Source organism: Brucella sp. NBRC 113783, from assembly GCF_040372265.1.
Classification (GTDB): domain Bacteria; phylum Pseudomonadota; class Alphaproteobacteria; order Rhizobiales; family Rhizobiaceae; genus Brucella; species Brucella teleogrylli.
In genome coordinates this window covers 1,011,665-1,037,061 of record NZ_BAABRX010000001.1, presented here as the reverse complement: position 1 = coordinate 1,037,061, position 25,397 = coordinate 1,011,665, and the positions used below count along the sequence as shown (strand labels likewise).

Below are 25,397 nucleotides of genomic sequence, written 5' to 3'. Positions count from 1 at the left end.
GCTGTCAGCCTACCACATCCCACGTCGTCATGCGCTCGCCCGTGGCAGGATCCTTGCCATCCTTGAGCTGCACGCCTTCCGCGAGAAGCGCATCGCGGATGCGATCAGCTTCCGTGAAGTTCTTCTCCTTGATGAAGCGCAGGCGTTCCGTAATGCGCGCCTCAATGGCATCCGTATCGACATTCGCTTTGGCGAACACCGGCACATCCTCCGCCGTCACGAAGTAAGGATCGAGCAGGCCCATCAGCGCCATGCCCTCGCCCAATGTCGCAATATCCTTGTTCTTGAACGCCTTGCGCAATGCGGTGATCGCGACCCAGCTGTTCAGATCGTCGGACAGGGCTTCCGTCACTTCACCGATTGCGGTGAGCTTCTCTGGCGCCGCAAACTTTACATCACGCAGCAAACCATACCAGCGGCGCAGTTCGTCGGCTGATTCAGCCAGACGCTGTGCCGTCCAGTTGATCGGTTCGCGATAATGGGTTTGCAGCATCGACAGGCGCGCAGCCAGACCGACCCAGCGATCACGGATTGCGTTGTCGTCCCACGCACCCAGTTGCGGCAGGCCGCCATTCAGCACGTCACGAATGGTGATGAAATTGCCGAGCGATTTCGACATTTTCTGCCCTTCGACCTGCAGGAAGCCGTTATGCATCCAGATATTGGCCATCCGCTCGGTGCCGAATGCGCAGCAGGACTGCGCGATTTCGTTCTCGTGGTGCGGGAAGACCAGATCGATGCCGCCGCCATGAATATCAAAGCGGTTCTTGTCCGGATCGTCGCATTTCAGTCCCCCGCCGAACGGCTCCAGAAGTTTGGCCATCGACATGGCCGAGCATTCGATATGCCAGCCCGGACGGCCGAGCGTCTCGATACCTGCGGGGGATGGCCAGCCCGGTTCGCCTTCCTTTGAAGGCTTCCACAGCACGAAATCCATCTCGTCACGCTTGTAGGAGGCAACGTCCACACGCGCACCCGCCAGCATTTCATCGAGCGAGCGGCGCGCCAGCGCGCCATAGCGCGGACCGCCGAACGTCTTGACGCGCTCGTTCATGGCGGAGGGCGAAAACAGCACGTGATCTTCTGCCACATAAGCGACGCCGATGGAGACCAGACGGTCAATCATCGCGCGCATCTCGTCCATATGCTCGGTCGCGCGCGGCTGAACACTCGGCGCCAGATTGCCGAGCGCCGTCACATCGGCCTGAAACTGCGCATTGGTGCTTTCCGTCACACGCCGGATGGCCTCGTTGAAAGGCAGCTTCGGATAATCGCGTGCGGCGCGCGCATTGATCTTGTCGTCAACGTCGGTGATGTTGCGCGCATAGGTAACGTGTTCGGAACCGTAAACCTGGCGTAAAAGCCGGAAAAGAATGTCGAAGACGATGACCGGGCGCGCATTGCCGATATGGGCAAAATCATAAACGGTGGGTCCGCAGACATACATGCGCACATTGTCGGCATCGATGGGGGAAAAATCCTCCTTCGTGCGGGTCAGCGTATTGTAAAGACGCAATTGCGGCGCATCAGCCATGGAACCATTCCCCAAAAAAACCAGCAAATCCAAGTGAATTCAATGCACAACGGATCGCAGCCATCTGGCCGGGGCGTTATCATCCTGTTTTATGGAAGGGAGACGAAAACGGCCGGGCCAGCAGGCTGCTAGCCAATAATGATCGCACAAATACAAATGTTCGTGGTCGGCGTTTTCATGGCAGCACTTATCCCTGTCCGGCGAACGACAGTCAAGCGCTTTTGCTTGGGGGGGATTATTTTGCCAGAAAGCACAGAGCCACTATTGCGGCTTTTAAGGGCGTATGCGCGGGCCCTATTTCGCGTTCGTAAAATCTAAGCTCCTCGCATAAGTTCTGGGGTATCTTCCACTTTTAATAACAACTATTTGGATATAAAATAGCACATGTCATTCTGCCATTGCTTTCTAAACTCAAGGAAAAATCGTGAACTCCACCCTTAAGGGCGATAAACTTGAAGATGCATTTTACCGATACCTTATAGATCAGCAAAATCGCGGAGAATTGCTTTTTGACATTTACCCGCCGGAAAACTGTAAAATCTTTAGAAAGAAGAAATAAGATTGCAAGCAACGTGAGGATGACGTTGAATTTGACATCGTCCTGGAGGTATATCGAAAAGGCAGACACTCACCCCATCTGCACGTCATATTTGAGTGTAAGAACTATAATGGGAATATACCGGAAACATACGTAAATGATTTTTCCTCGAAAATAGGTCGAATATTCCCGAATGCAGTGAAGGGCGTCCTAGTAATATCCTCACGCTTACAATCGGGCGCAGAAAAAGTTGCTTTAAACAACAAGATGGGCATTGTAAAATATGATGAAACTGGGCTGGATATAATTGCTGATCGCACGGGACGTATCTTCGTTGAAAATAGATTCATTGAAGCCCAGATTTTCTCGAGTGCTCCGCCTACCAAGTCCCTTAAATTTTCTGCTTATCACGACGGAAGATTTTTCGGAAATCTTGGCCGTTTTTTGTGTAGTCTGGACCCCAACATCTCAACCGAATCTAAAAAAGACCACGACTTGGTATCTGCTCGTTATATTCCCAACGAACACATAAAAAAATCCGCTGCGGAAGTGCTAAAACGAATCAACTACAAGAGTGGCCCCGTTGATCTAGAGAAAGTTTGCTCCTGTCTATCGATAGACTTGCAATTCACAAACCAGAAAATTCAAGATGAAAATGGAATTGTTACTCTCGGATCTGCAAACTTTCAACGTAGATTAATTCTTATTAACGCCCACGAAAATAAAAATCGAGAACGGTTCACGATCGGTCATGAGATCGGCCATTTCTGCCTAAACCATGAAATGTATCTGAGTTCAGAAACGATCGTCGAAAAAGACCTGCTGATAAATAGCGAAAAAGAAGTCACCTTCAATTACGAACGACTAGAATTTCAGGCCAATATTTTTTCAGCAAATCTAATTCTTCCCGATGAAGTTTTCAAAAACGTGACTGGATATTATCGGCACATTCTCGACATAAAAGATCGCGGGCATGGATACATATTCGTTGACGATCAGCCTTGCAATTTTATGGTGTACGAAGAGTTACTGTCTATTTTATCAACTCATTTTGGGGCATCCAAAACAGCGATCGAAATAAAGTTCAAAAACCTGGGCATGCTCACAGATCAGAGGAAACGCAGAGACGCCCCTCCTATACCGGGTTTGATAAAAAACTTGATTGCGCTTCGAAAAACTTGAGAGACGCGGACATCTGCCAAAATGTTGCATTTCTGCAACCCCGATAATTCTTGACGGGCGTTAACCGGATTACCCCAAAACCGGCCCCAAACAGCCTTCATTCGGTCTCAATCCATCACAAAATAGTGAGTGTAAATTACTTAGGCGTAACCGAAGTTCGGTTGGTTTTAGAAGCATTCGGGACCGAACGCTTCGGGGAAAGGAAGTAAAAATGTCTAAGAGTGAACTGCAACCGCGTCAGGACCGTCTGGTCGACAAGTATCGTGAAATTGGCCCCGCCGCGCTCGTCGCCGCCTTGATGACGGCAGCAAAGCGCAGCAGCGCAGGCCGTAACGACAATCGTCGTCATTCTATACTGGCCACCAAAAAATTCGCCAAGTAAGCGGTAACGACCACTATTAAGTCGCGCAACGCGGTCAGAACATTGAAAGCTGACCGCCGGAACTGTCTTCGGGTTCCGCTTTGGCCTTGCGCTTTTGTGGTGCTTTCTGAGCTTCCATCGTTTCTTCGACACGCGTCTGCAGATCCGGCGTGGCGTTGCTCACCTTATTGACCTTGTCCGAGACGGGTATCGCCTCGAAAAAATCCTCCTGCACCGGGCGCATGATGTCCGCCACTTCGCGCGGCAAGAAGCGCTTGCAGTCGAGCCAGCGTGCAAAATCTTCGGGCTGCACCACCACCGGCATGCGTTCATGGATAGGACGCAGGAGTGCATTGGCGCTTGTCGTCAAAATGCCGCCCGTATCGATCTGCGACCCGTCGGCACCGCTCCAGGTTTCGATCAGTGCACCGAAGGCGACCATGCCGCCATTGCGTGGGCGTACCCAATAGGCTTGCGCCTTGTTCTTCCCCTCGCGACGCCATTCATAAAAGCCGGAAGCCGGAACAAGCGCGCGACGGTGATTCAGCGCGGCGCGAAACGAGTTCTTTTCGGCAGCTGTTTCCGAGCGGATATTGAATACCAACGACCAGTCATTCGGGTCTTTCACCCATGATGGCACAAAACCCCAGCGCACCAGCGTGCCCACCCGATCCGGGCGGTTACTACCTACCGGAGGCATGTTGCCGACAAAACTGGAAAGAGACGGCGTTTCGCCTGCCACTATGGTCAGGATCGGCTGGGTCGGGGCGATATTATAGCGAGGAGGAAAATCCTCCGAGATCATGGCAGCCAGAAAGATCTCGAGTTCTTCCCGACTTGTCGTCAATGAAAAGCGTCCGCACATGGTGGCCATGTTCAGGTTTTTGTGCTGGTGGTCAAGACCGGTTTGCGATTGCCAAAACGCCGCAAGCCGATCATAGCTATTCCATGCCCACGATCCCCGTCATTCCCGTTCCGCTTCATGTTCATGGCGTTTCGCTGATCTGTCGTCGCGATGGCCGCTTTCTGCTGGTCGAACGCGGCAAGGAGCCGTGGAAAGGCTGGCTGGCTTTTCCGGGCGGAAGCATCGAAGCGGGCGAGACGCCGGAACAGGCCGCCATTCGCGAGTTGAAGGAAGAAACTGCGCTCGATGTCAGCGCGCTTTCCCACGTCATCACCGTCGATCTGGCGCTGGAAGGCAAGGTCTATGAGAAAAGCTATTTCCTGTCGGTCTTTCGTGCGCTGGATATTTCAGGGCGCGAACAGGCCGGCGATGACGCTGCCGCGATCCATTGGCTAACGTTGGAAGAAATGGCCCATGCCCGCGTGACTGACAGCACGCTCGACGTCGCCCGCTCCGTTGCGGAAAGCGAAGATGGCTTGGGATATTGATCGGCCTCGTTTCATCCTGTTTGACAATCTGCCTTGAAGCAGCCCCTATTTCACGCAACAAGTGCATTTCATGTGAGAGGGTTTCCGATTGAAAGGCATGAAACTGTTCCGGTTCGCATTGTTGATGTGGGCAGGCGCAGCCGGTCCGGCTTTTGCGCAGGATGCGCCCTATGAGGGCAAGATGTTGCGGCTTGCCGAGGTTCTGGGCTCGCTGCACTATCTGCGTAACCTGTGCGGAGAAGCAGGCAGCGAATGGCGCGACCGCATGGACGCGATCATCGCCGCCGAGAAGCCGTCGGAGGGCGAACGGGTGAGGATCGTTTCGAGCTTCAACCACGGATATCGCGTCTTCAGCGACAATTATACCAGCTGCACCCCTTCCGCGCTTGCGGCGATAGACCGCTATATGAAGGAAGGCGAAGGCTTGTCGAACGAGATCATCTCGCGCTATGGAAATTAACCAATCATACACTCTTATGCGGATTGCGGAGAATAGTCTCGTTCAAATCCGGTATAATCTGTTAACACTGTCTTAAGAAGGCAGGCAGGCCGCAAATGGATTGCGCTCCCGGAACACGGTGAGACATCCGCAAAACGGCAGAAAGGCGAAAGCCAGGATGAAGTCTATGGAACATGCACCGACCGATCTGGACGAGATGATCGCACGCGAGAAGAAACTCGTAGCTATCGAATATCAGAACGAGGCCTGGGCGGACGGTATTTCCGAAGGCATTGAGCCTGAAATCCTCGCCGAAGCTGCATTTACAACCGCGCTGACGGAATTGATCCGTGAGGCTGGCGACGATTGCGCGCTCGAACTGATCGAAAAGATGCGCGAACAGATCGAAGCTGGCGCTTTCCTGCCAGCACGCATCCTGCAATAGCTAAGCCATAACGTCGCCGGTCGAGGGGCAAGAACCGGCCGTTCCCACCAGTCGTCCTCCGACAACGCCGATGCATCCTGCAATCTGGAATTCCGTCCGACCGCTCGCGCTCGTCGCGGGCATGATGCTCGTCTCACTGCCCGCCTTAGCGGCAGCGGATCAATTGGCGTTTGTGGATCGTTCTGAATTCCTGACACTGCCAGCCTATAGCACCGCACCGGACGAACATCCGGCTTCGTCGCCGATACCGCTTCCCAATGCGCTGCCGCATCGGGTGCCCTCTGCAACACCGCAGAACGTGCCCGCCAGCCCTGCCCAACCGGTTGCCAAACCGATGCCGGAAGTGTTGCGTGATTTCGACAAACTGCCGCAGCCTGTCCGGCAAATGCGCGAGAAAATGCTCGCCGCCGCACAATCCGGCGATATCGAGCTGTTGCGCCCGCTGTTGGGCGAAGCCCACAACAGCACACAGTTTTCGCTGGAAGACCACGAAGAAGACGTCATCGAATTTCTGAAATCGCTGGCTGGCGATGCGGAAGGCCGCGAAATCCTCGCCATCATCGCCGACCTGCTCGGCACAGGTTATGTGCATGTGAATGCCGGAACGGATGATGAGGTTTATGTCTGGCCCTATTTCTACGCCATGCCGCTCGACAGGCTGACACCGTCGCAGACCGTCGAGCTTTTCCAGATCGTCACCGCCAGCGATTTCGAAGACATGAAAAAGGCAGGCGGCTATATTTTCTACAGCATCGGCATTGCGCCCGATGGAAGCTGGCGCTTTTTCACCGCCGGGGAATAATTACCCCACTGGTCCACGCGCGCGGCTTGGCGACTGGTTATAGATGCGCTGCCAGGCACGGCGAAACTGCCGCGCCGAGGCAAAGCCAGATTTTTCAGCCACATTCTCTATATCGAGATCTGAATTAAGCAGCATTTCGCGGGCCAGACCAACTTTCAGCCGGTTGACATAATCCGTCACGCTCATGCCCGCATGTTCATTGAACAGCCGCGAGAGATTGCGCGGGCTCGCGCCACTCACATCGGCAAGCTTTTCGACGGGCCATGCTCCGGCGGGATCCGCTGCGATGGCGTCCTGCGCACGGTGCACGACGGGGTTCATGTGGTTACGCCCTTCAAGCCAGGGCGAGAGCTGCGGATCGCCGCCGCTGCGTCGGAGGTAAACAACCAGATAGCGCGCCACCGACAAGGCGACTGCGTGGCTGGTCAAATCGGCCACGATTTGCAGCATCAGGTCGATCCCGGCGGTAATACCCGCACTGGTCAGCCGTTCGCCATCTTCCACGAAAAGCCGGTTTTGCAGCACTTTTGCGGTGGGTGCTGACTTTTCCAGTTCTGTAATGGCCATATGGTGCGTCGTGCAGACATAGCCATCGAGCAGGCCTGCGCGCGCCGCCAGCAGGGCGCCCGAGCAGATCGTGACCAGCCGAACACCGGGGCAGACGACACGCTTCAGCCAGCCGATAATTTCATTCTCAAGGACGGCGTCTTCATCCCGGCTGGCGACGGGCCCGCCAAGCGGTATATCCGTGGAACCGGACACGATCACCAGCGAACCCTGCGGCACGCTATCCGGCAACGGTTCGACGCCAGTTACTGTCAGACCGATGGAACTGTGAACAGTGCCGAGCGGCCCGACATAATGCACCGCAAATTCGACCTTGTCCTGATCGAGATTCGCCTTGCGCAACACTTCCAGCGGTCCTGCCACGTCAAGCAAAAGCAGACGTGGCGGAACGATGACATAGACGGGAATGATTTGCTTGCCGTCTGTCGGTTGCGTCATGCGGCCTTCCGTTCCTGCTGGCCAGCCAGCGCTTCTTCCACCGTGGCGATACGGGCGAAGCGATTGGCCAGTACGAGTTCAGTGCGCGCACGAATCTCGGCAGCGCTCCATTCACGGCCCGTTGCGTCAGTCATCGGGAAGGTCAGCGTCGCCTCGCCGACGAAATCGACCGTATAGCCCAGATCGGACGCCTGACGTGTGGTGGTTTCGCAGCACTGTTCCGTGCGAATGCCGGAAACGATCACCCGGCGAATACCGTTTGCTACCAGCCATACATCGAGACCGGTGCCGACCAGCGCACTGTGACGACGCTTACGGAACACCGCATCCGGCGTGAAGGAGAGCGGCGCGAGCGTGCGGACATGGCCCGATGCTTCGGCAAAGTTGCCGCTCTCTTCCATGTGGAAAATCTGCACAACCGGAATACCCGCCTGCTTTGCGCCATCAATCAGCTTTTGCTGGCGCTCGACATAGGCGGCCACATCGGCCTCACGATAATAAGGCTGGTGCCGGAAGGATTCCTGCGCATCGACGACAAGCAGAACGGTATCTTGAGCGGACATTTTTGTTCTCCTACAGTGTGAATATAGGAGAGAATTTACGCCGTACAGACTGGAGCGAAAGATAGATGCCGGACAAAGATGGGACAAATCACGCCATTCGTTCGAACAGCGTGAAAACCCATTATCCGCGCGGCAGAGCCTCGATGAATTCAACCGGCTCGCCCTGATGCGGGTTCACGATTTCCGCATCCCACATCACCTTGATGCCGCGAACAATCGTCCCGACCGGCCAGCCGGTGACGGTCTTGCCGTGGTAAGGCGTCCAGCCAGCTTTTGAGCCTGCTTGTTCATGCGTGATGGTTTCGCGGCGCTTCATGTCCACAATGGTCAGATCAGCATCATAGCCGACAGCGATGCGGCCCTTGCGCGACATGCCGAAAATACGGTTCGGGCCGTGGCTCGACAGATCAACGAAGCGCTCCAGCGACAGTTTGCCCGCATTCACATGGTCGAGCATGATTGGCACCAGCGTCTGCACGCCGGTCATGCCGGATGGCGAGGCCGGATAAGGCTTCTGCTTTTCTTCCAGCGTATGCGGGGCATGGTCGGAGCCCAGCACATCGACGATACCCTGATCGATACCCTTCCAGATGCCGTCGCGGTGGCGGTTGTCACGCACCGGCGGGTTCATCTGGATGAGATTGCCCAGTGTCTTGTATTCATCGGCGGAAAGCGTCAGGTGATGCGGGGTTGCTTCGCAGGTCGCAACATCCTTATGCGCTTGCAGAAAGTCGATTTCTTCAGCCGTGGAAATATGCAGCACATGAATGCGTGCGCCGGTTTCATGCGCAATGCGCACCAGACGTTCCGTGCATTGCAGCGCAGCAATTTCATCGCGCCAAACCGGATGGCTGGACGGATCGCCCTGCACGCGCAAACCTTCGCGCTGCTTGAGGCGGAATTCGTCTTCCGAATGGAAGGCAGCGCGGCGGCGTGTATTTTTCAGGATGGAGCGAACGCCGTCATCGTCTTCAACCAGCAGATCGCCGGTCGAGGAACCCATGAACACCTTGATGCCTGCGGCGCCCGGAAGGCGCTCCAGTTCGGCAACGTCCTTCGCATTGTCGCGTGTGCCGCCGACCCAAAAGGCGAAATCGCAATGCATGCGGTGGCGTCCGCGACGGATCTTGTCTTCCAGCGTTTCGACGGTCGTGGTCAGCGGCTTGGTGTTCGGCATTTCAAAGACAGCCGTAACCCCGCCCAGCACGGCAGCGCGGGAACCGGTTTCCAGGTCTTCCTTATGCTCCAGACCCGGCTCGCGGAAATGAACCTGGCTGTCCACCACGCCCGGCAGGATATGCAGGCCGGTGCAGTCGATCACTTCGCCTGCCGACGCCTGCCCCAGAGAGCCTATAGCGGCGATAAGCCCGTTGCGAATACCGATATCGCGCTGCCCGGTGCCGTCATGATTGACGAGGGTTGCGCCTTTCAGAATCGTGTCGAACGTCTCGGCCATTGTGCTCTCCTACGCTGCTGATGGGACTTGCGAGCCTTTCCAATGGGGATTACGTAACGAAGGCGCGAAACGCAAGGAAGAAGCGATGACAACGGCAGCCGAAACGATCAATCTTTCCAACAGAGCACTGGTCCACATCACCGGCGAAGACGCGGAAAAGTTTTTGCAGGCCGTAATCACGACCAATCTCGACAAGCTCGGCCCAGACGAAGCCAAACCGGGTGCGCTGCTGACGCCGCAGGGAAAAATCCTGTTCGATTTCCTTGTCTCGCGTATTGAAAACGGCCTGCGCTTCGACATGCCCGCAAGCATTGCAGCTGATTTCTGCAAGCGCATGACATTCTATCGCCTGCGCGCCAAAGCGGAAATTACACAATTGCCGGAATCACTTGTCAGCGTTTCCTGGCAAACTGATTCCGCTCCTTCACAAGATGATTCAACAAAACGCGATTCCCGCTTTCCGGCTGAGTTGAACGTGCTTCGCACCTATGGTCAGGCCGGTGAAAATGCCGACGCATCGGCTTGGACGAAGCTGCGCGCCGAATATGGTATCGCAGAAGGCGAAGCCGATTTTGCCTATAGCGATGTGTTTCCCCATGACGTCAATTTCGACCAGATCGGCGGCGTCACCTTCCCGAAGGGATGCTTCATCGGACAGGAAGTCGTCTCGCGTATGCAGCATCGCGGCACGCCGCGACGCCGGGTTCTGGTCGCCAAGTCGGAAGGTAATCTGCCACCGCTCGGCACGCCCATTACAGCGGACGGACGCGAAGTCGGCACTCTCGGCAGTTCTGCCAACGGCATCGGTATAGCGCTTGTGCGCATTGACCGCGTCAAGGATGCGATGGATGCTGGCACGCCCCTTTTCGCTGGCGAAACACCGCTAGAACTGAGCCTCCCGCCGCATGTTCGGTTCGGCTTCCCGGAAATCGAAGCAGGCAACGCCTGATGGCGGCGGCGGATCAATCATCCGGCAAAGCGCGCGCCTGGCAACGCATGCTGTCGGGCCGCAGGCTGGACCTGCTCGACCCCTCGCCGCTCGATGTGGAAATCGAGGACATTGCGCATGGCCTCGCCCGCGTGGCGCGCTGGAACGGGCAGACTGTCGGCGAACATGCGTTTTCCGTCGCCCAGCACTCCCTGCTGGTGGAAGAGATATTCAATCGCCTCGTGCCCGATGCAAGCGTCGAATGGCAAATCCTGACGCTGCTGCATGATGCGCCGGAATATGTCATCGGCGACATGATCTCGCCGTTCAAGGCGGTGATGGGGGGCAATTACAAGCTGATTGAAACACGTCTACAAACCGCCATTCACCACCGCTTTTCCCTGCCTGCAACATTGTCCGCAAAGCTGAAACCGCTGGTAAAACGCGCCGATCAGATTGCCGCGTTTTTCGAAGCCACGCGACTGGCCGGTTTCAGCGAAGGGGAAGCCATCAAATATTTCGGTCGCCCGCGCGGCTTCGATCCAGCCAATCTGGACCTGACCCCACGCCCGACGCAAAGCGTGCAGAGCGATTTTCTGGCGCGCTTCGCCTTGCTGGAAGAAAAGCGCAAGAGCGGCTCATGACGCTGATCGCCGTCAGCCCCCTCTCCCAACTGGCTCTACAGCTTGAGCATCACCGGCCAAGCCATGTCGTAACGCTGACTAGCGGGGAAGTTCCTGCATTGCCGGAAAGCGATGCTATGCGGCGTCTGGTGCTGACATTCAACGACATTACCGAACCGCGTGAAGGCATGGTCGCGCCAGACACGAGCCACGTGCAAGCCTTGCTCGGCTTTGTGCGCGCATGGCCCAAAAACGCGCCGCTGCTCATCCATTGCTATGCGGGCATTTCCCGTTCAACCGCAGCCGCCTATATCGCGGCCCTAGCGCTCAATCCGCAAAGCGACGAAGCAGGGCTGGCAAACGAATTGCGGAAGCGGTCGCCTTCCGCCACGCCGAATATCCGCCTGATCGAGATTGCAGATGAGATTCTGGGACGTAATGGTCGGATGGCTGCTGCGATCCAATCGATCGGTCGCGGTGCGGAAGCCTTTGAAGGTCAAGTTTTCAGCCTGCCTGTCCGCGTTTGAGCGCATTTAAAAAGCCGCCGCGGGAATCGGGCGGCGTCTGCGCACGCGGTTCCCAGACATGGCGCAGGAAGAAATAACCCGTCATCTTGAAGGCCTGGTCGATGTCTTCATAAGACGACGCACGCAGAGCCGTGTCATTGACGAAAGCAGGCAGGGCCAAAAGCTTGTCTGCCCAAGGCGCGCCAGCCTCGCGACAAACGGCGCGGCCGGATTTCGGCGAGACATAGATCAGCTCTTCACGGCGGCCCGTGGCGGCGCATTCCTTGAGATCTAGGCCGAAGCCCAGCTCTTCCAGCATCATGACTTCGAACCGCAGCAGCAATTCGCCGGATGCGAGCGGATCGTCAAAATGCTCGATGATCAGCCGCAGCGTTTCATAAAGTCCGCGATGGGCGTCGCGTTCCGGCAAGAGCCGCAAATGCGAGGCTGCAAGCTGGATGCCATAAAGGGCGACAGGCGTTTCAATGAGCCGGGCTGCGGCAAAGCCCAGCGGCTCGATGGTGAAACTGCCCATATGCTCGTCCAGCCGCGCCCACCAGCCGATATCGACATGGTTGCCGGGCTGGAGCAGCGGCTGCATGCGGCGGGATCGCCCGCCGCGCACCATGCCCAGATGTCGGCCATGTTCACGGGTCATCACTTCGACAATGGCGCTGGTTTCACCATGACGACGTGTGCCGAGAATTATGCCTTCATCATGCCATTCCATAGAGGTCAGTTTTGATTGTCAGGTTGGGAAATCAAGTCCCATTTCGCGATAGCGCTCGGGATCATTGCCCCAGTTTTCGCGCACTTTCACGAACAGGAACAGGTGAACCGTCTGTTCGAGAATTTCCGAGATTTCCTTGCGCGCCGACTGGCCAATCGCCTTCACCGTCTCGCCCTTGTGACCAAGCACGATCTTCTTCTGGCTTTCGCGCTCGACATAGATGACCTGCTCGATACGAACCGAGCCATCCTTGCGCTCTTCCCAGCGTTCCGTTTCCACGGTCGAGGCATAGGGAAGTTCTTCATGCAGGCGCAGGTAAAGCTTCTCGCGGGTGATTTCGGCTGCGAGCTGGCGCATCGGCATGTCGGAAATCTGGTCTTCCGGATAATACCACGGGCCGTTCGGCACGTTTTCAGCCAAATATTTCGCCAGATCCTTGCAGCCCGAACCATTCAATGCCGAGATCATGAATGTCTGATCGAAGGTCACCAGTTCATTGGCCTTCTGTGCCAGCGTCAGCAGAACCGGCGGATCGACGCGGTCCACCTTGTTCAGCACCAGCACCTTCTTCTGGCGCACATTCTTCATGCTTTCCAAAAGCGCTTCGGCATTCTCATTGAGACCGCCCTGCGCGTCCAGCAGAACCAGGATGATATCCGCATCCTTCGCACCGCCCCAGGCGGTGGTAACCATGGCGCGGTCGAGCCTGCGCTTCGGGCGGAATATGCCGGGGGTGTCGACCAAAACGATCTGGGCCGGACCCTCGATGAAGATGCCGCGCACCAGCGCGCGTGTTGTCTGCACCTTGTGCGTGACAATCGATACTTTCGTGCCCACAAGCTGGTTGACCAGTGTGGATTTCCCCGCATTTGGCGCCCCGATCAGCGCAACAAAGCCCGAGCGGGTCTGCCCGGTTTCCGTTTCGCTTTCTGTCGGTGTCGTCCGATTATTCATTGTCCATCCTTCCAGACGATATTTTTATAGAGCGTGATCCCCTTGGCACGCCCGCCTCCCGTGCGACCTGTCGTCATTACAACGAAATTTGTCGCAATCGATCAATTATAACCGATCTCGATTGAAAAAACGTGAGTTCTTGCGTCATATAGTTTCGTCGCGCTTCCACACGCCTTGGCGGTAGAGCATAGCCTCTGCAGCACTCTGTTCGGCGATGCGCTTGGAGCGCCCCTCACCGTTTTCCGGCGCAAAGCCTTTCACCTGAACTTCGACCACGAAAAGCGGGTCATGGTCCGGGCCGCTGCGGCTCAGGACCGAATAGGACGGGTGCACATTGCCCTGCTGATGCGCCCATTCCTGCAATTCCGTCTTGGCATCGCGGCGCCCTGCGCCGGTCTCCAGCGACCGTTTCTTCCAATAACGCTTAATGAAGGAGCGCGCGGCTTCAAGGCCGCCGTCGAGATAGATCGTCGCGATCAGCGCTTCCACGACATCGGCGCGCACATTCATGAGGCGCTTGTCGTTCAGCGATTTGATATCGGAGCCGGTGTGAATGAAATTGGCGAGACCGATTTCGTCGGCAATCGCCGCACAGGTTTCGGCATTGACGAGCGCGTTGAGGCGCACCGACAATTCGCCTTCGGAAGCCTCGGGAAATGCCTCAAACAGCATTTCTGCGACAGCGAGCCCCAGCACACGGTCGCCGAGAAATTCCAGCCGCTCATAATTCGCCCGCGATGGGGCCTGTACACTTGAATGCGTGAGCGCACGTTCCAGCCGTTTCAAATTAAGAAAACGGTGTCCTGTGCGCTCTTCCAGAATGGATGCTGCCTGCCCTGCGGAAACCATCTCAGTTTCCGGTGATGGCCGTGTGGGGCGCAGCATTCACAGAACTGAACAGACGGTTGAAACGCACATCGGTCGGCCATTTCCAGATTTCCAGCGGGCTGGCTTTGTCCGCGATGGAGAAGAAAATAATATTGGCGCGACCGACGAGGTTTTCGAACGGCACATAGCCGACGCCGAAGCGGCTATCGAGGGAGTTGTCGCGATTGTCGCCCATCATGAAATAATGACCGGCTGGCACTTCGAAGACGCGGGTATCGTCACCGATGGAATTGGGTGCGAGATCAAGCGTGTCGTAGGTCACGCCATCCGGTAACGTCTCACGATAGACCTCGACCGGACGGTTTTCTTCCGTCACATCTGGATTGTCGATGGTGCCGATGCGGTCGCGCTTGACCGGCTGGTCGTTGATATAAAGCACACCACCGCGCATCTGCACGCGGTCACCCGGCAGGCCGATCACACGCTTGATGTAATCAACGGACGTGTCGCTCGGCAGCTTGAAAACCACCACGTCGCCGCGCTTCGGTTCCGCGCTCCAGATACGTCCCGAAAAAAGGTCGAGACCAAAAGGCAGCGAAAAGCGCGAATAGCCATAGGCATATTTCGACACGAACAGATAATCGCCTTCCAGAAGCGTCGGGCGCATCGAGCCCGATGGAATGCTGAATGGCTGGAAAAGAATGGTGCGGATCACCAGCGCCAGCAGCAGCGCCTGCACGATAACGCTGATGGTTTCGCCGAGGCCGCCGGACTTCTTGGTTTCACTCTTGCTGGACACGCTCATTGTCTCTCCGCTTGCGATAACGCGATCTAATAACCGCTAAGATTGCGTGAGGCAATCCGCGCACTGCTTTCTCGCACGATTATGAGCAGGAGTTTACCTGTCACAATCCCAACAAGTTTCGTGTAGGCTACCAAAACCGCTCAAGCCGATTCCGGCAACGCCTCGATGATCACGAAAGCCTGCGCGAGAGGAAAATCATCGGTAATTGTCAGATGTATGGCAGCGCGTGTTCCCGGCGGCAGGAGTTTCTGCAACTGGGTGGCGGCTCCGCCCGTCAGATGCATGGTGGGCTTGCCGGAGGGCAGGTTCACCACCCCCATGTCGCGCCAGAACACACCGCGCGCAATGCCGGTGCCGAGTGCCTTGGCGCAGGCTTCCTTGGCGGCGAAGCGCTTGGCATAGGATGCAGCCCGCTGCTGGCGGCCATCCGATTTCTTCTGTTCGATTTCGGTATAAACCCGATTGCGGAAGCGGTCGCCGTGCCGCTCAAGCGCTTTTTCGATACGCCGGATATCGATAAGGTCACTGCCTATTCCGACGATCATGTTTGCTGCAGCCCCCGTTCGCCGTGCAGCCTGTGCTTTTCAGCCAGTCGCTCCAGACGACGACGGCGAAACCCCGAGACGGCATAGCGTGTCACAAAATAGACAAGCACGGCGCAGGCTGCGCCCAGAATTGTCGAACCGAACAGCATCGGCTTCAGAAGCGGCGTCCAGATTTCATCGAAATGCATCGTTTCGAGAGCACGGCCAAAATGCACAGGCGGCGCAGCATCCACACTGCCATTCATGATGAAGCGGCCCAGTTCGAACGTGCTTCCCCAGATGAAAGGCAATGTCAGCGGATTGGCCAGCGTGGTGCCGATGGCGGCAGCTGCAATATTTCCTGCCAGAAAATAGGCAAGCACAATCGCAATGATCAGATGAAAGCCGAAGAACGGGGTGAATGCCGAGAAGACGCCCACGGCCAGGCCCGCCGCCACCGCATGCGGCGACGCGGTGATGCGCAGAATCCTCTTGCCCCCGTACTTGAAAGAACGGGAAAAGGAGCGACGCGGCCAGAGCATAAGTCTCAGGCGCTCGCGTTGGGTCAGCGGATTTCGGCGTTGGAACAACATGGGCTCTTAATACTGCTCTCCTCGAGCGGAAACAATTGCTTTTATTAGATCATCCTATCGATCATGCATCGCGGTATTCTGTCGGCGCCAGCTCTGATTTCGGCTGGTAATGACGAGGGGATACGCCCAGCATGCGGCGAAACATTGTCGTAAAGGCCGAAACACTGTCATAGCCGAGATCGAGCGCCACGCTGGTTACGGCTTCTCCTTCCGAAAGCCGGGGAACGGCGGCGAAGAGACAGGCCTGCTGACGCCACACCGAAAGGCTCACCCCTGTCTCGCGCTGGAAATGCCGGGTAAAGGAGCGCCGGCTCATGGCAAGCCTGTCCGCCCAGTCATCGATTGTGACGCGCGAAGACGGGTTCTTGACAAAGTCGCGACAGAGCTTTTGCAAGCGCGGGTCGTTCGGAATGGGCAGTCCAAGCGACCTTTGCGGCAGCGTATGCAGATCACGCAGGATCAGTTCGATAACCAGCGCGTCGCGGCTGCCCGCTTCCGGTATGCTGTCGATCATGGTCGCATCGATGATGAGACAGCGCATCAGATCGGTCAGCCCCACGACATGCAGATAGTCGGGCACGCCGGATACGGCATCGGTGCTGATATAGATCGAGCGCATATAGACATCGCCGACGATCTCGACCGAATGCTCGATGCCAGCCGGTATCCACATGGCATGATCGCCGGGGATCATCCAGCGACCGGCATTGGTTGTAACCAGAACGACGCCCTGCGAAGCACACAACAGCTGCGCACGCGAATGGCTGTGGAGCGGTACGAAATAGCCGTCGGGATATTTCGTCGGAAGCGCCACTACCGGCCCGGTCATGGTCTCCAGCATCGCCACGCGGTCTTCGTGGAATCTTTGCAGTTCCTCGCTCTCGGGTAAGAAAAGACGTGATGGCGATGGCGGCTTCATCTCAAATTCGTTCTTAAACAGCTTAGCTTGGCCCACTCTGACAAGTAATGGACCAAATCACGAAAGCGGGCGGCGAGCAATATGCTTATGAAGAGAGAACTGGAGAGTACGCTTGACGAAATCTCCTTTCGGAATGGCATCCAAACGCTCCTTTTCTTTCCAATATGCGGGAAGGTTGGAACGAAAGACGGATACTTCTTATAAAATGCGTTCGATCTGATTGAATTGGGTCGGCGCTCTGCACGTTTATTTTAACGCACATCTTATCCGAAAACCGCTGATGCTTTTCGGGATGTGTTCGAGGAGTCGCATTATGAGCATGAGTGCTGCGCAGCAGCCGTCCAACAGCGGTGCGGACAATACGGTCCTCACCATCATATTGGCCACAAGCATGGGCCACTTTCTGAACGACATGATGCAGTCGCTCCTTCCGGCCATCTATCCGATGCTGAAGGACAATTACAGCCTGTCCTTCTGGCAGATTGGTCTTCTCACCTTCACTTTCCAGATGACGGCATCCATTTTGCAGCCGCTCGTCGGCATCTATACCGACCGCAAGCCGATGCCTTATTCGCTGTCTTTCGGCATGGGTTGCACACTTGTCGGCCTCGTGCTGCTGGCGACCGCGCATCATTATTCGGTACTGCTGATGGGCGCTGCCTGCGTCGGCTTCGGCTCGTCCGTTTTCCATCCGGAAGCATCGCGGGTTGCACGACTGGCCTCGGGCGGCAAGCACGGTTTCGCACAATCGCTGTTTCAGGTGGGCGGTAACTTCGGTTCGTCAATCGGCCCGCTGCTTGCGGCATTCGTCGTGCTGCCCTTCGGCCAGATCAGCGTTTCGTGGTTCTCGATCGCAGCTTTGGCGGGCATGTTGCTGCTCTGGTATGTCGGCAACTGGTACAATCGCTATCGTTTGGCCAATGCCCGCAGGGCTCAGCCTGACAAGACGCTGCCGCTGCCGCGTAACCGCGTAATCGCCACGGTGGCCGTGCTCGCGCTGCTGATCTTCACCAAATATATCTACATGGCGAGCCTGACGAGCTACTACACCTTCTACACGATCCACCATTTCGGCGTGTCGGTGCAGACCTCGCAGATCCTGCTGTTCCTCTTCCTCGGCGCTGTGGCCGCGGGAACGATATTTGGTGGCCCGATCGGTGATCGCATCGGAACGCGCAAAGTGATCTGGGTGTCGATCCTCGGCGTTTTGCCCTTCACTCTGGCTTTGCCTTACGCAAATCTTGAGATGACGGCTGTGCTGACGGTGATCATCGGCTTCATCCTGGCCTCGGCCTTCCCTGCCATCGTGGTCTTTGCGCAGGAACTGCTTCCGGGACGTGTGGGCATGGTGTCCGGTCTGTTCTTCGGCTTTGCCTTCGGCATGGCTGGCATCGCAGCCGCAGTTCTTGGCATCGTCGCCGACCGCAAGGGCATCGAGTTCGTCTATACGATCTGCTCGTACCTGCCATTGCTCGGCCTTCTGACTGTCTTCCTGCCAAAGCTGGAAAAGAACCGCAAAGCGAAAGCCTGAGCCCGAACTTGAAAAGCGCTCCCCCCCGAAGAGGGGGAGCGCCGCACGTCCCCCAACGGCGGCGCTCCCATGCCACTGACCTTTTGACGGCCCGGTACAGCGGCATCTCCAGAACGGTTCCTCGGAACCGCTCGATCAAATGCAGATCACACGGCGAAGCTGAAGCCTTGCACCGTTTCCCTGCGAAATTCATCAAAGGCCGCCGCGACGAGGCGGATCAGCGGCTTGCCATCCTCGGTAGCGCGGATGAGGCTACCCTTCACTTCGACCAGACCATCGGCGACCAACGGGCGCAGCAAGGCGAGTTCATCAGAGAACTCCATACCCGGCGCCACATCATCGAGATCGACCTCAAAATTGCACATGAGCGCGGTGATGATTGCCGAACGGAGCCGGTCGCTTTCGCGCATGGTATAGCCGCGCACCGTGGCAAGTTCGCCCGCATCGACGGTCTTGCGATACTGCCCGATATCGGGAATGTTCTGCGCATAGCCGCCCGGAAATTGCGAGATGGAGGACGGCCCAAAACCGATCAGGGTCTGGCTTCGATCCGTGGTATAGCCCTGGAAATTGCGATGCAGCAGCCCCTTGCGGGAAGCAACGGCCAGCGCATCGTCCGGCAAGGCATAGTGATCTATACCCACCGGCTCGTAGCCGAGAGCGGAAAAACAGTCAGCCACCACTCGCGACTGCGCAAAGCGCGCTTCAGCGTCGGGCAGTTGGCTCGCATCGATCAGTCGCTGGTTGGCGCGGCGCTGCGGCAGATGTGCATAACCATAGCAGGCAACGCGGTCCGGACGTAGCGCGGCAACCGTCTCGCAGGTGCGGCGCAGACTGTCCACCGTCTGCATCGGTAGACCATAGATGAGATCGAAATTGATTTTCTCGATGCCCTCACCGCGCAAAAGCCACGTGGCTTCCGACACGGTTTCCATCATCTGCACCCGGCCAATGGCCTTTTGCACACGAATATCGATATCCTGGACGCCAAGGCTGGCGCGGTTGACGCCCATGAAAGCCAGCGTCCTGACGAGGTCCGGCGTGACAGAGCGCGGATCAAGCTCAATGGCATGCTCCATCGTCGGCGCAAATTCGAACACCGAGCGCAGCGCTGTGATAATTTCCAGAAACTGGGAAGAATTCAGGATCGAAGGCGTTCCGCCGCCCCAGTGCAGATGGGTGACGCGCGGACGGCCGGTCAGCACATGGCCCACCGTTTCGATTTCGTTCAATAGCGAATGATAGAAACTCTCGACGACATCGTCGCGTATGGCGACCTTGGCGTGGCAGCCACAATAATAGCAGAGCTGCTTGCAATAAGGCACATGGATGTAGAGTGAGGTGCCCTCGCCCGGGCCAATCTGGCGAAGCCAGCGATGCGCAGTCTCGGATGCGAAGGGAACGAAATCGGCAGCCGTCGGAAAGGACGTATAACGCGGAACAGCAAGTGCAGCGTAACGCTTTATCGCTTCTTCATGCATGGCGCACCAACCTCGCGCGGCGCGCGGACTGGCGAAGTTCGGCCAGTGCGAACGGAGACGCCGATGCCTGAACCGGAATTGCAACCTGCAGGACTGGACGGCATGATGCGGCACGATATACCGCATGAATGACAGCCAATGTTGCAGTGACCAGCCACAAGAGCACCCGTCTTTCTCCCCATTTACCGCGCGGCCGTCCCTTTTGTAGCCGCATCAATCTTTATGGTAGAAATTACAGGGCAACGCGGCACCCCGCATTGATTTGAATCAACGGGTGACGATGAATGAGCAGAGTATTGGGAGCTGGAGAATTTTCACCAGAAGTGCTGCACGCCTATACGGTGAAATCAGCGCACCGGACTGATTTCAGGCCCAGCTTCGATCAGGCAGAATATACGCTAAAGCAAAGAATTAGAGCGATTACAACAGATCGACCTTAGACCGTTTTAAAGCGCGTCGAAATCCATGCCCGCAACAGCTGCAAGCGAACGGCGCGACAGAATTTCGACCGTATTGGCGTCGATGAGCTGGATCAGGCCCTGGCTCTTCAGCTTGGTGAAGCTTCGGCTCACCGTTTCGATGGTAAGCCCCAGATAATCCGCGATATCCGTACGGTTCATCGACAGATGCACCGGATTGGAGCGTTCACCGCGCTTTTCGGCGCGGGAGGACAGAACCAGCAGGAAGCTCGCAAGTTTTTCCACCGGCGCAAGACGACCGAGCACGAGCTGGTTGTCGCGCGCGGTGCGCAGTGCAGCCCGCGTCATCTGGTGCAGCCTTTCCTTGAGCTTTGGAAAGCGCTCCATCAGATTTTCCATTTCCTTCGTGGAGAAGGCACACAGGACCGAAGGCACCACTGCTTCCGCCGACTGCGAATAGACATCATCGTCGGCAAGACCGAGATAATCGCCGGGAAACAGGAAGCCCGCAATCTGGCGGCGCCCATCCGGTAGAGAGGTATAGATGCGCAACATACCGGACGTCAGGCTGAAGACCCGCCCCTTCAGCTCACCCTCCTCGACCAGCATCTCGTTCGCATCCAGCCTTTTGGACGTCATGATCGCTTCCAGCGCACCAAGATCGCCGTCGTCGAGCGCAGCACAAACCGCCATACGGCGCACATCGCAGTCGACACAGATGCCGCACGGCGCGCGAAAAGGCGATTTCGGATCGAAAACTAAAGGTGCTACAGCCACGATGGATTCCTGTCGGCGAGAACTGATCGGACTCTTCTATCAACCATCTAGATTACGTAAATAAAAGGCCCCACGTAAAGGGGAATCTCACCGCAGAGCTTTTAATAGCCCTGCGGCATCAAAACTTATATTATATCCAGCCAGAAAGTCTTTTAATATACAACGTTTCTAAAGAACTTCCCGGCAAGAAATAACCGTCAAATATTGCGGCTGCCCGGCTTGATGGCCGGGATTGCCGCCAGTTCCGGCGGCAGATTATCGGCGGGGTAAGCTGGCACTTCATATTCCGCAAGCGCGATCAGCTTGGTGCCAACATCAGCCTTGCCCGCCGACCGGTCAACGATGCAGGCCGCAGCAACAACCTCGATGCCGAGCTCTTTCATGCAGTCGATGGTTTCGCGGATCGACAGGCCGGTCGTCACGATATCTTCCACGATCACCACGCGCGCGCCCTTGGGCACATCGAAGCGGCGCAGGCGGAAAACGCCGTTTTCGCGTTCGACCCAGACCGACGGCACACCCAGATGGCGCGACGTTTCATAGGACGGGATAAGACCGCCAATGGCCGGCCCGACCACATAGTCGATGGGACCGAGATTGGCCGTCTTGATCTTTTCTGCCAGCGCCTTGCACAGCTTTTCCGTCTTGTCGGCATGCATGAACACACGCGCCTTCTGAAGGAAAATAGGGCTGCGAAGGCCGGAAGTGAGAATGAAATGGCCTTCGAGGATCGCTCCCGCTTCGCGGAAGACGGCAAGCACGCCTTCGGTGTTCATTTTGGTCCTATCCGTTCACGCGCTTGGCGCCGCTGACGCTCGCGCTTTCTTTCAATTGGGAAATGATGCGGTTGAGGTGTTTCAAGTCCCACACCTCGACGTCGATGATCATTTCGGTAAAGTCCGGTGCGGTGCGCACCATGGAGAGATTGTGAATATTGGCGTCGTTGGCCGCAACAATCTGGGCGATTTCCGCCAATGAGCCCGGTGAATTGATCGCCGAGACGCTGACGCGGGCCGGAAAGCGCTCATGCATCGTCTCATCGATATCCCAACGCACATCGATCCAGCGTTCCGGCTGATCGTCATAGGCGGTCAGCGCCGGTGACTGGATCGGGTAAATGGTGATACCGGCGCCCGGCTGGAGAATGCCGACGATACGGTCACCCGGCACCGCGCCTTCCGGCGCAAAACGCACCGGCAGATCGGAATTGGTGCCACGGATTGGCAGAGCACGCTTGCCCGGCTTCGTCGCGGTTTCCTGATCCTTGCCCTTATCGGCCTCGGAGCCTTCACTGCCTTCGGGAACCTTGAAGATCATCCCGGCAGCATTTTGAATGTTGAACCAGCCTTTTTCGCCGGTCTTGGCGGGGTTGTTCTGCGTTGTGACACGCGTATCCTGATAGTCTGGATAAACGGCCTTCACCACATCGGTGGACGGCAGTTCGCCGCGCCCGACGGCGGCCAGCACGTCTTCCACATCCTTTCGCGCCAGACGCGGCAGGCCCGGTTTCAGGATATCCTTGCTGAATGGCTTTCCGGCGCGCTCGAAAGCGCGTTCGAGAATACGCATGCCGAGGCCGGAATATTGCTTGCGCACGGCGGAGCGGGTCGCACGGCGGATCGCAGCGCGCGCCTTGCCGGTCGCAACCAGAGATTCCCAGGCCGCAGGCGGCACCTGCGCCTTGGAGCGGATGATATCCACTTCGTCACCGTTCTTCAGCTCGGTCATCAGCGGCATGATGCGGCCATTGACCTTGGCGCCAACACAGCTGTCACCAATATCGGTGTGCACGGCATAGGCGAAATCGATCGGCGTCGCACCGCGTGGCAGTGCAATCAGGCGGCCCTTCGGCGTGAAACAAAAAACCTGATCCTGAAACAGCTCCAGCTTGGTATGTTCCAGAAACTCTTCCGGATTATCGCCTTCGGAAAGCTGCTCGATGGTCTGGCGCAGCCAGGCATAAGCGTTGGTTTCCGTCGAGATCGCGTGCGGATTGTTGGCGCTGCCGCGATCCTTATAGATCGAATGCGCCGCCACACCGAACTCGGCAATTTCATCCATCGCACGGGTGCGGATTTGCAGTTCGATACGCTGGCGTGACGGACCGATAATGGTGGTGTGCAGCGAACGATAGTCGTTTTGCTTCGGCGTTGAGATATAATCCTTGAACCGCCCCGGCACCATCGACCACGTCGTATGGATCAGCCCCAGCGCCCGATAGCAATCCTGCACCGTATCAACCATGACACGGAAGCCGAAAATGTCGGACAGCTGTTCGAAGGACAGGCCCTTGGTTTCCATCTTGCGGAACACCGACCACGCCTTCTTCTGGCGGCTTTTGACACTGGCCTTGATGCCGTTCTTCTCGAAAATCTCGGACAGGTCCTTTTCGATCTTCTGCAGGAGACCGCGGTTTTTCTCTAGAAGTTCAGCCAGACGGTCCGTAACCGCGCGCCATGCATCGGGATTGATATAGCGGAAGGCCAGCTCTTCCAGCTCTTCGCGCATGTCCTGCATACCCATGCGGCCAGCGAGCGGCGCATAGATATCCATGGTTTCTTCGGCAATGCGCAGGCGCTTGTCCTCGCGCATGACGCCGAGCGTGCGCATATTGTGCAGACGGTCGGCAAGCTTGACCAGAAGCACGCGCACATCTTCGGCGATGGCCAGAAGCAGCTTGCGCAGGTTTTCCGCCTGCACGGCCTTCTTGGAAACCAGATCGAGCTTCTTGAGCTTGGTCAGTCCTTCGACGAGCTTGCCGATTTCCGGTCCGAACAGCTGGTCGATTTCCTGACGGGTCGCGGTGGTGTCTTCGATGGTGTCGTGCAGAAGCGCGATGGCGATCGTCGCCTCATCCAGATGCATGTCCGTGAGGATGGCCGCGACTTCGAGAGGATGAGAGAAATAAGGGTCGCCGGAAGCACGTTTCTGGCTGCCATGTTTCTGCATGGCATAGACATATGCCTTGTTGAGAAGCGCCTCGTTAACATCCGGCTTGTATCGCTGCACACGCTCCACAAGCTCATACTGGCGCATCATCTACGACAACTCCCTCAAACCAACGCCGGGCGGTTCGCGGCCACGCCGCAAAACAATGACACCCCAATCGAGCACAACTTCGCAAATTATCGAGTGTTTTGCGAGCTTTAGCACCGACTTTCTGCCAACAGGATTAATTTCAGACAGAAATCAATTTCCTGCAAGCCGCCGCAGCGATCATTTTATGTTCACGCGCGTAAAAATACGCGCCGCGGCCTGATGAGCCGCAGCGCGTGTATAAAAAGGCAACCCGAAAGCGGATTAGAAGTCGTCGTTCTTTTCCGGAGCGACCAGACCTTCGATACCGGCCAGAAGCTCTTCTTCCGACATGCGGTCGAAAGACACAATGTCTTCCTCGGCAGCATCGGCAATGCCTTCAGCCAGTTCGTCGGACGACGACGTGATCTGGGCAGGAGCAGCAGCTTCCGGTTCATCCACTTCCACATGCTTCTGCAGCGAGTGGATCAGGTCTTCCTTCAGATCGTCCGGCGAAAGCGTTTCGTCGGCGATTTCGCGCAACGCAACGACGGGGTTCTTATCATTGTCGCGGTCGACAGTGATCGAAGCGCCCTGGGAAATCTGGCGGGCGCGATGACCGGCGAGCAGAACCAGCTCGAATCGGTTCTCGACTTTGTCTACGCAGTCCTCAACAGTGACGCGGGCCATACACGGTCCCTTTCATTTTCGAACTTTAAACGGATTTTTTTCAGCACATAACGCCTGTCGGGCGAAATTACAAGCCAAAGCGAGATTACAGGCGTTAAATAGCCTTAATCCGTTCATATACCCTCGATTTTTAACGATATACCGCATAATATCTCATCGCATTTCAAAATGGAACAATATTAAGCAGACCAAAATTCGTTCCCATATCGAAATTGCTACATTAGGTAAATTAGCTCACTAAAATAACAACCTATGGTTGCTTGTTTTTCTATAATATGTCCTTAGAAACGCTATAAACGCTATTGGTAGAAATATTTCGCCAGCCGACGTTTGTGAAACAAATCTGAATACGCGGTC

General features: G+C 56.6%; 26 protein-coding genes and 1 pseudogene. 10 read left to right on the top strand and 17 right to left on the bottom strand.

Annotation, left to right across the window (positions count from 1 at the left end):
* Positions 1–4 precede the first annotated feature (4 nt).
* On the bottom strand, positions 5–1,534 hold the full coding sequence (cysS, locus tag ABWW11_RS04790; protein WP_319080386.1) for a cysteine--tRNA ligase: 1,530 nt from the start codon (positions 1,532–1,534) through the stop codon (positions 5–7).
* A gap of 424 nt (positions 1,535–1,958) precedes the next feature.
* Here cysS and ABWW11_RS04785 point away from each other — a divergent pair.
* Together ABWW11_RS04785 and ABWW11_RS04780 are read left to right on the top strand one after the other, a co-directional pair.
* Positions 1,959–3,254, top strand: a pseudogene (locus ABWW11_RS04785) (ImmA/IrrE family metallo-endopeptidase).
* A gap of 211 nt (positions 3,255–3,465) precedes the next feature.
* Positions 3,466–3,636 (top strand): hydrolase, encoded by a 171-nt coding sequence (locus ABWW11_RS04780; protein ID WP_109370198.1) that lies wholly within the window; start codon positions 3,466–3,468, stop codon positions 3,634–3,636.
* A 34-nt stretch (positions 3,637–3,670) separates the two neighbouring features.
* On the opposite strand, the gene ABWW11_RS04775 is transcribed toward ABWW11_RS04780, so the two are convergent.
* Entirely contained in the window at positions 3,671–4,480 is an 810-nt protein-coding gene (locus tag ABWW11_RS04775) for an SOS response-associated peptidase (RefSeq protein ID WP_319080401.1), read from the bottom strand.
* Positions 4,481–4,563: 83 nt separating this feature from the next.
* On the opposite strand from ABWW11_RS04775, the gene ABWW11_RS04770 reads away from it, so the two are divergent.
* The 4 genes from ABWW11_RS04770 to ABWW11_RS04755 all read left to right on the top strand — a co-directional run bounded on the left by ABWW11_RS04770 (position 4,564) and on the right by ABWW11_RS04755 (position 6,693).
* Positions 4,564–5,007: an NUDIX hydrolase gene (locus ABWW11_RS04770; RefSeq protein ID WP_319080387.1), complete on the top strand. Its 444-nt coding sequence runs from the start codon at positions 4,564–4,566 to the stop codon at positions 5,005–5,007.
* Positions 5,008–5,104: 97 nt separating this feature from the next.
* Positions 5,105–5,467 (top strand): TIGR02301 family protein, encoded by a 363-nt coding sequence (locus tag ABWW11_RS04765; protein ID WP_109368659.1) that lies wholly within the window; start codon positions 5,105–5,107, stop codon positions 5,465–5,467.
* Positions 5,468–5,633: 166 nt separating this feature from the next.
* Complete coding sequence (locus tag ABWW11_RS04760) at positions 5,634–5,891, top strand: hypothetical protein (RefSeq protein WP_171318934.1); 258 nt, start codon at positions 5,634–5,636, stop codon at positions 5,889–5,891.
* A gap of 7 nt (positions 5,892–5,898) precedes the next feature.
* On the top strand, positions 5,899–6,693 hold the full coding sequence (locus tag ABWW11_RS04755) for a hypothetical protein (protein WP_413464680.1): 795 nt from the start codon (positions 5,899–5,901) through the stop codon (positions 6,691–6,693).
* Here ABWW11_RS04755 and ABWW11_RS04750 read toward each other — a convergent pair whose 3' ends face one another.
* The 3 genes from ABWW11_RS04750 to ABWW11_RS04740 form a co-directional block, all read right to left on the bottom strand.
* The gene (locus ABWW11_RS04750; protein ID WP_319080389.1) at positions 6,694–7,698 is read right to left on the bottom strand and encodes a GlxA family transcriptional regulator; all 1,005 of its coding nucleotides are present in this window, start codon (positions 7,696–7,698) and stop codon (positions 6,694–6,696) included.
* A complete protein-coding gene (locus ABWW11_RS04745) occupies positions 7,695–8,261 on the bottom strand; it encodes an isochorismatase family protein (protein WP_121535592.1) in 567 nt (188 codons plus the stop codon). The genes ABWW11_RS04750 and ABWW11_RS04745 overlap by 4 nt, the downstream gene beginning before the upstream one ends.
* A 121-nt stretch (positions 8,262–8,382) precedes the next feature.
* Positions 8,383–9,717 (bottom strand): dihydroorotase, encoded by a 1,335-nt coding sequence (locus ABWW11_RS04740; RefSeq protein WP_319080390.1) that lies wholly within the window; start codon positions 9,715–9,717, stop codon positions 8,383–8,385.
* A gap of 85 nt (positions 9,718–9,802) precedes the next feature.
* Between ABWW11_RS04740 and ygfZ the strand changes: the two genes are divergently transcribed.
* From ygfZ to ABWW11_RS04725, 3 genes are read left to right on the top strand one after another with little or no spacing between them, the layout of a single operon-like run.
* On the top strand, positions 9,803–10,666 hold the full coding sequence (gene ygfZ / locus ABWW11_RS04735) for a CAF17-like 4Fe-4S cluster assembly/insertion protein YgfZ (protein ID WP_319080391.1): 864 nt from the start codon (positions 9,803–9,805) through the stop codon (positions 10,664–10,666).
* On the top strand, positions 10,666–11,289 hold the full coding sequence (locus ABWW11_RS04730; protein WP_319080392.1) for a YfbR-like 5'-deoxynucleotidase: 624 nt from the start codon (positions 10,666–10,668) through the stop codon (positions 11,287–11,289). Before ygfZ ends, ABWW11_RS04730 begins: the two co-directional genes overlap by 1 nt.
* On the top strand, positions 11,286–11,795 hold the full coding sequence (locus ABWW11_RS04725) for a tyrosine phosphatase family protein (protein WP_319080393.1): 510 nt from the start codon (positions 11,286–11,288) through the stop codon (positions 11,793–11,795). The genes ABWW11_RS04730 and ABWW11_RS04725 overlap by 4 nt, the downstream gene beginning before the upstream one ends.
* Here the strand turns inward: ABWW11_RS04725 and recO are convergent.
* The 7 genes from recO to ABWW11_RS04690 all read right to left on the bottom strand — a co-directional run bounded on the left by recO (position 11,773) and on the right by ABWW11_RS04690 (position 17,127).
* The gene (recO, locus tag ABWW11_RS04720) at positions 11,773–12,504 is read right to left on the bottom strand and encodes a DNA repair protein RecO (RefSeq protein WP_319080394.1); all 732 of its coding nucleotides are present in this window, start codon (positions 12,502–12,504) and stop codon (positions 11,773–11,775) included. The two genes, ABWW11_RS04725 and recO, sit on opposite strands and share 23 nt — an antisense overlap.
* Before the next feature lie 18 nt (positions 12,505–12,522).
* The gene (era, locus tag ABWW11_RS04715; protein ID WP_078340714.1) at positions 12,523–13,458 is read right to left on the bottom strand and encodes a GTPase Era; all 936 of its coding nucleotides are present in this window, start codon (positions 13,456–13,458) and stop codon (positions 12,523–12,525) included.
* 144 nt (positions 13,459–13,602) lie between these two features.
* Complete coding sequence (gene rnc, locus ABWW11_RS04710) at positions 13,603–14,307, bottom strand: ribonuclease III (protein WP_121535583.1); 705 nt, start codon at positions 14,305–14,307, stop codon at positions 13,603–13,605.
* A 1-nt stretch (position 14,308) separates the two neighbouring features.
* Positions 14,309–15,091 (bottom strand): signal peptidase I, encoded by a 783-nt coding sequence (lepB, locus tag ABWW11_RS04705; protein WP_319080395.1) that lies wholly within the window; start codon positions 15,089–15,091, stop codon positions 14,309–14,311.
* A 140-nt stretch (positions 15,092–15,231) separates the two neighbouring features.
* The gene (gene acpS / locus ABWW11_RS04700; RefSeq protein ID WP_109368649.1) at positions 15,232–15,636 is read right to left on the bottom strand and encodes a holo-ACP synthase; all 405 of its coding nucleotides are present in this window, start codon (positions 15,634–15,636) and stop codon (positions 15,232–15,234) included.
* Positions 15,633–16,208, bottom strand: coding sequence for a type IV secretion system effector BspA (bspA, locus tag ABWW11_RS04695; RefSeq protein ID WP_319080396.1), 576 nt, complete (start codon positions 16,206–16,208; stop codon positions 15,633–15,635). The genes acpS and bspA overlap by 4 nt, the downstream gene beginning before the upstream one ends.
* 61 nt (positions 16,209–16,269) lie before the next feature.
* Positions 16,270–17,127: an AraC family transcriptional regulator gene (locus ABWW11_RS04690; RefSeq protein ID WP_109368647.1), complete on the bottom strand. Its 858-nt coding sequence runs from the start codon at positions 17,125–17,127 to the stop codon at positions 16,270–16,272.
* Between the two features lie 313 nt (positions 17,128–17,440).
* Here ABWW11_RS04690 and ABWW11_RS04685 point away from each other — a divergent pair, with 313 nt between their 5' ends.
* Positions 17,441–18,658: an MFS transporter gene (locus ABWW11_RS04685; protein WP_121535571.1), complete on the top strand. Its 1,218-nt coding sequence runs from the start codon at positions 17,441–17,443 to the stop codon at positions 18,656–18,658.
* 146 nt (positions 18,659–18,804) lie between these two features.
* On the opposite strand, the gene hemN is transcribed toward ABWW11_RS04685, so the two are convergent.
* The 5 genes from hemN to rpoZ form a co-directional block, all read right to left on the bottom strand.
* Positions 18,805–20,139 carry an oxygen-independent coproporphyrinogen III oxidase gene (gene hemN, locus ABWW11_RS04680; RefSeq protein WP_319080397.1) on the bottom strand — a complete coding sequence of 445 codons (1,335 nt, stop codon included), beginning with the start codon at positions 20,137–20,139 and terminating at the stop codon, positions 18,805–18,807.
* Between the two features lie 446 nt (positions 20,140–20,585).
* Positions 20,586–21,251 (bottom strand): helix-turn-helix domain-containing protein, encoded by a 666-nt coding sequence (locus tag ABWW11_RS04675; protein ID WP_210261576.1) that lies wholly within the window; start codon positions 21,249–21,251, stop codon positions 20,586–20,588.
* Positions 21,252–21,532: 281 nt separating this feature from the next.
* Positions 21,533–22,111 carry an orotate phosphoribosyltransferase gene (gene pyrE / locus ABWW11_RS04670; RefSeq protein WP_109368643.1) on the bottom strand — a complete coding sequence of 193 codons (579 nt, stop codon included), beginning with the start codon at positions 22,109–22,111 and terminating at the stop codon, positions 21,533–21,535.
* 7 nt (positions 22,112–22,118) lie between these two features.
* Positions 22,119–24,374: a RelA/SpoT family protein gene (locus ABWW11_RS04665; protein ID WP_109368642.1), complete on the bottom strand. Its 2,256-nt coding sequence runs from the start codon at positions 24,372–24,374 to the stop codon at positions 22,119–22,121.
* Positions 24,375–24,635: 261 nt separating this feature from the next.
* Positions 24,636–25,040 carry a DNA-directed RNA polymerase subunit omega gene (rpoZ, locus tag ABWW11_RS04660; protein ID WP_109368641.1) on the bottom strand — a complete coding sequence of 135 codons (405 nt, stop codon included), beginning with the start codon at positions 25,038–25,040 and terminating at the stop codon, positions 24,636–24,638.
* Positions 25,041–25,397 lie beyond the last annotated feature (357 nt).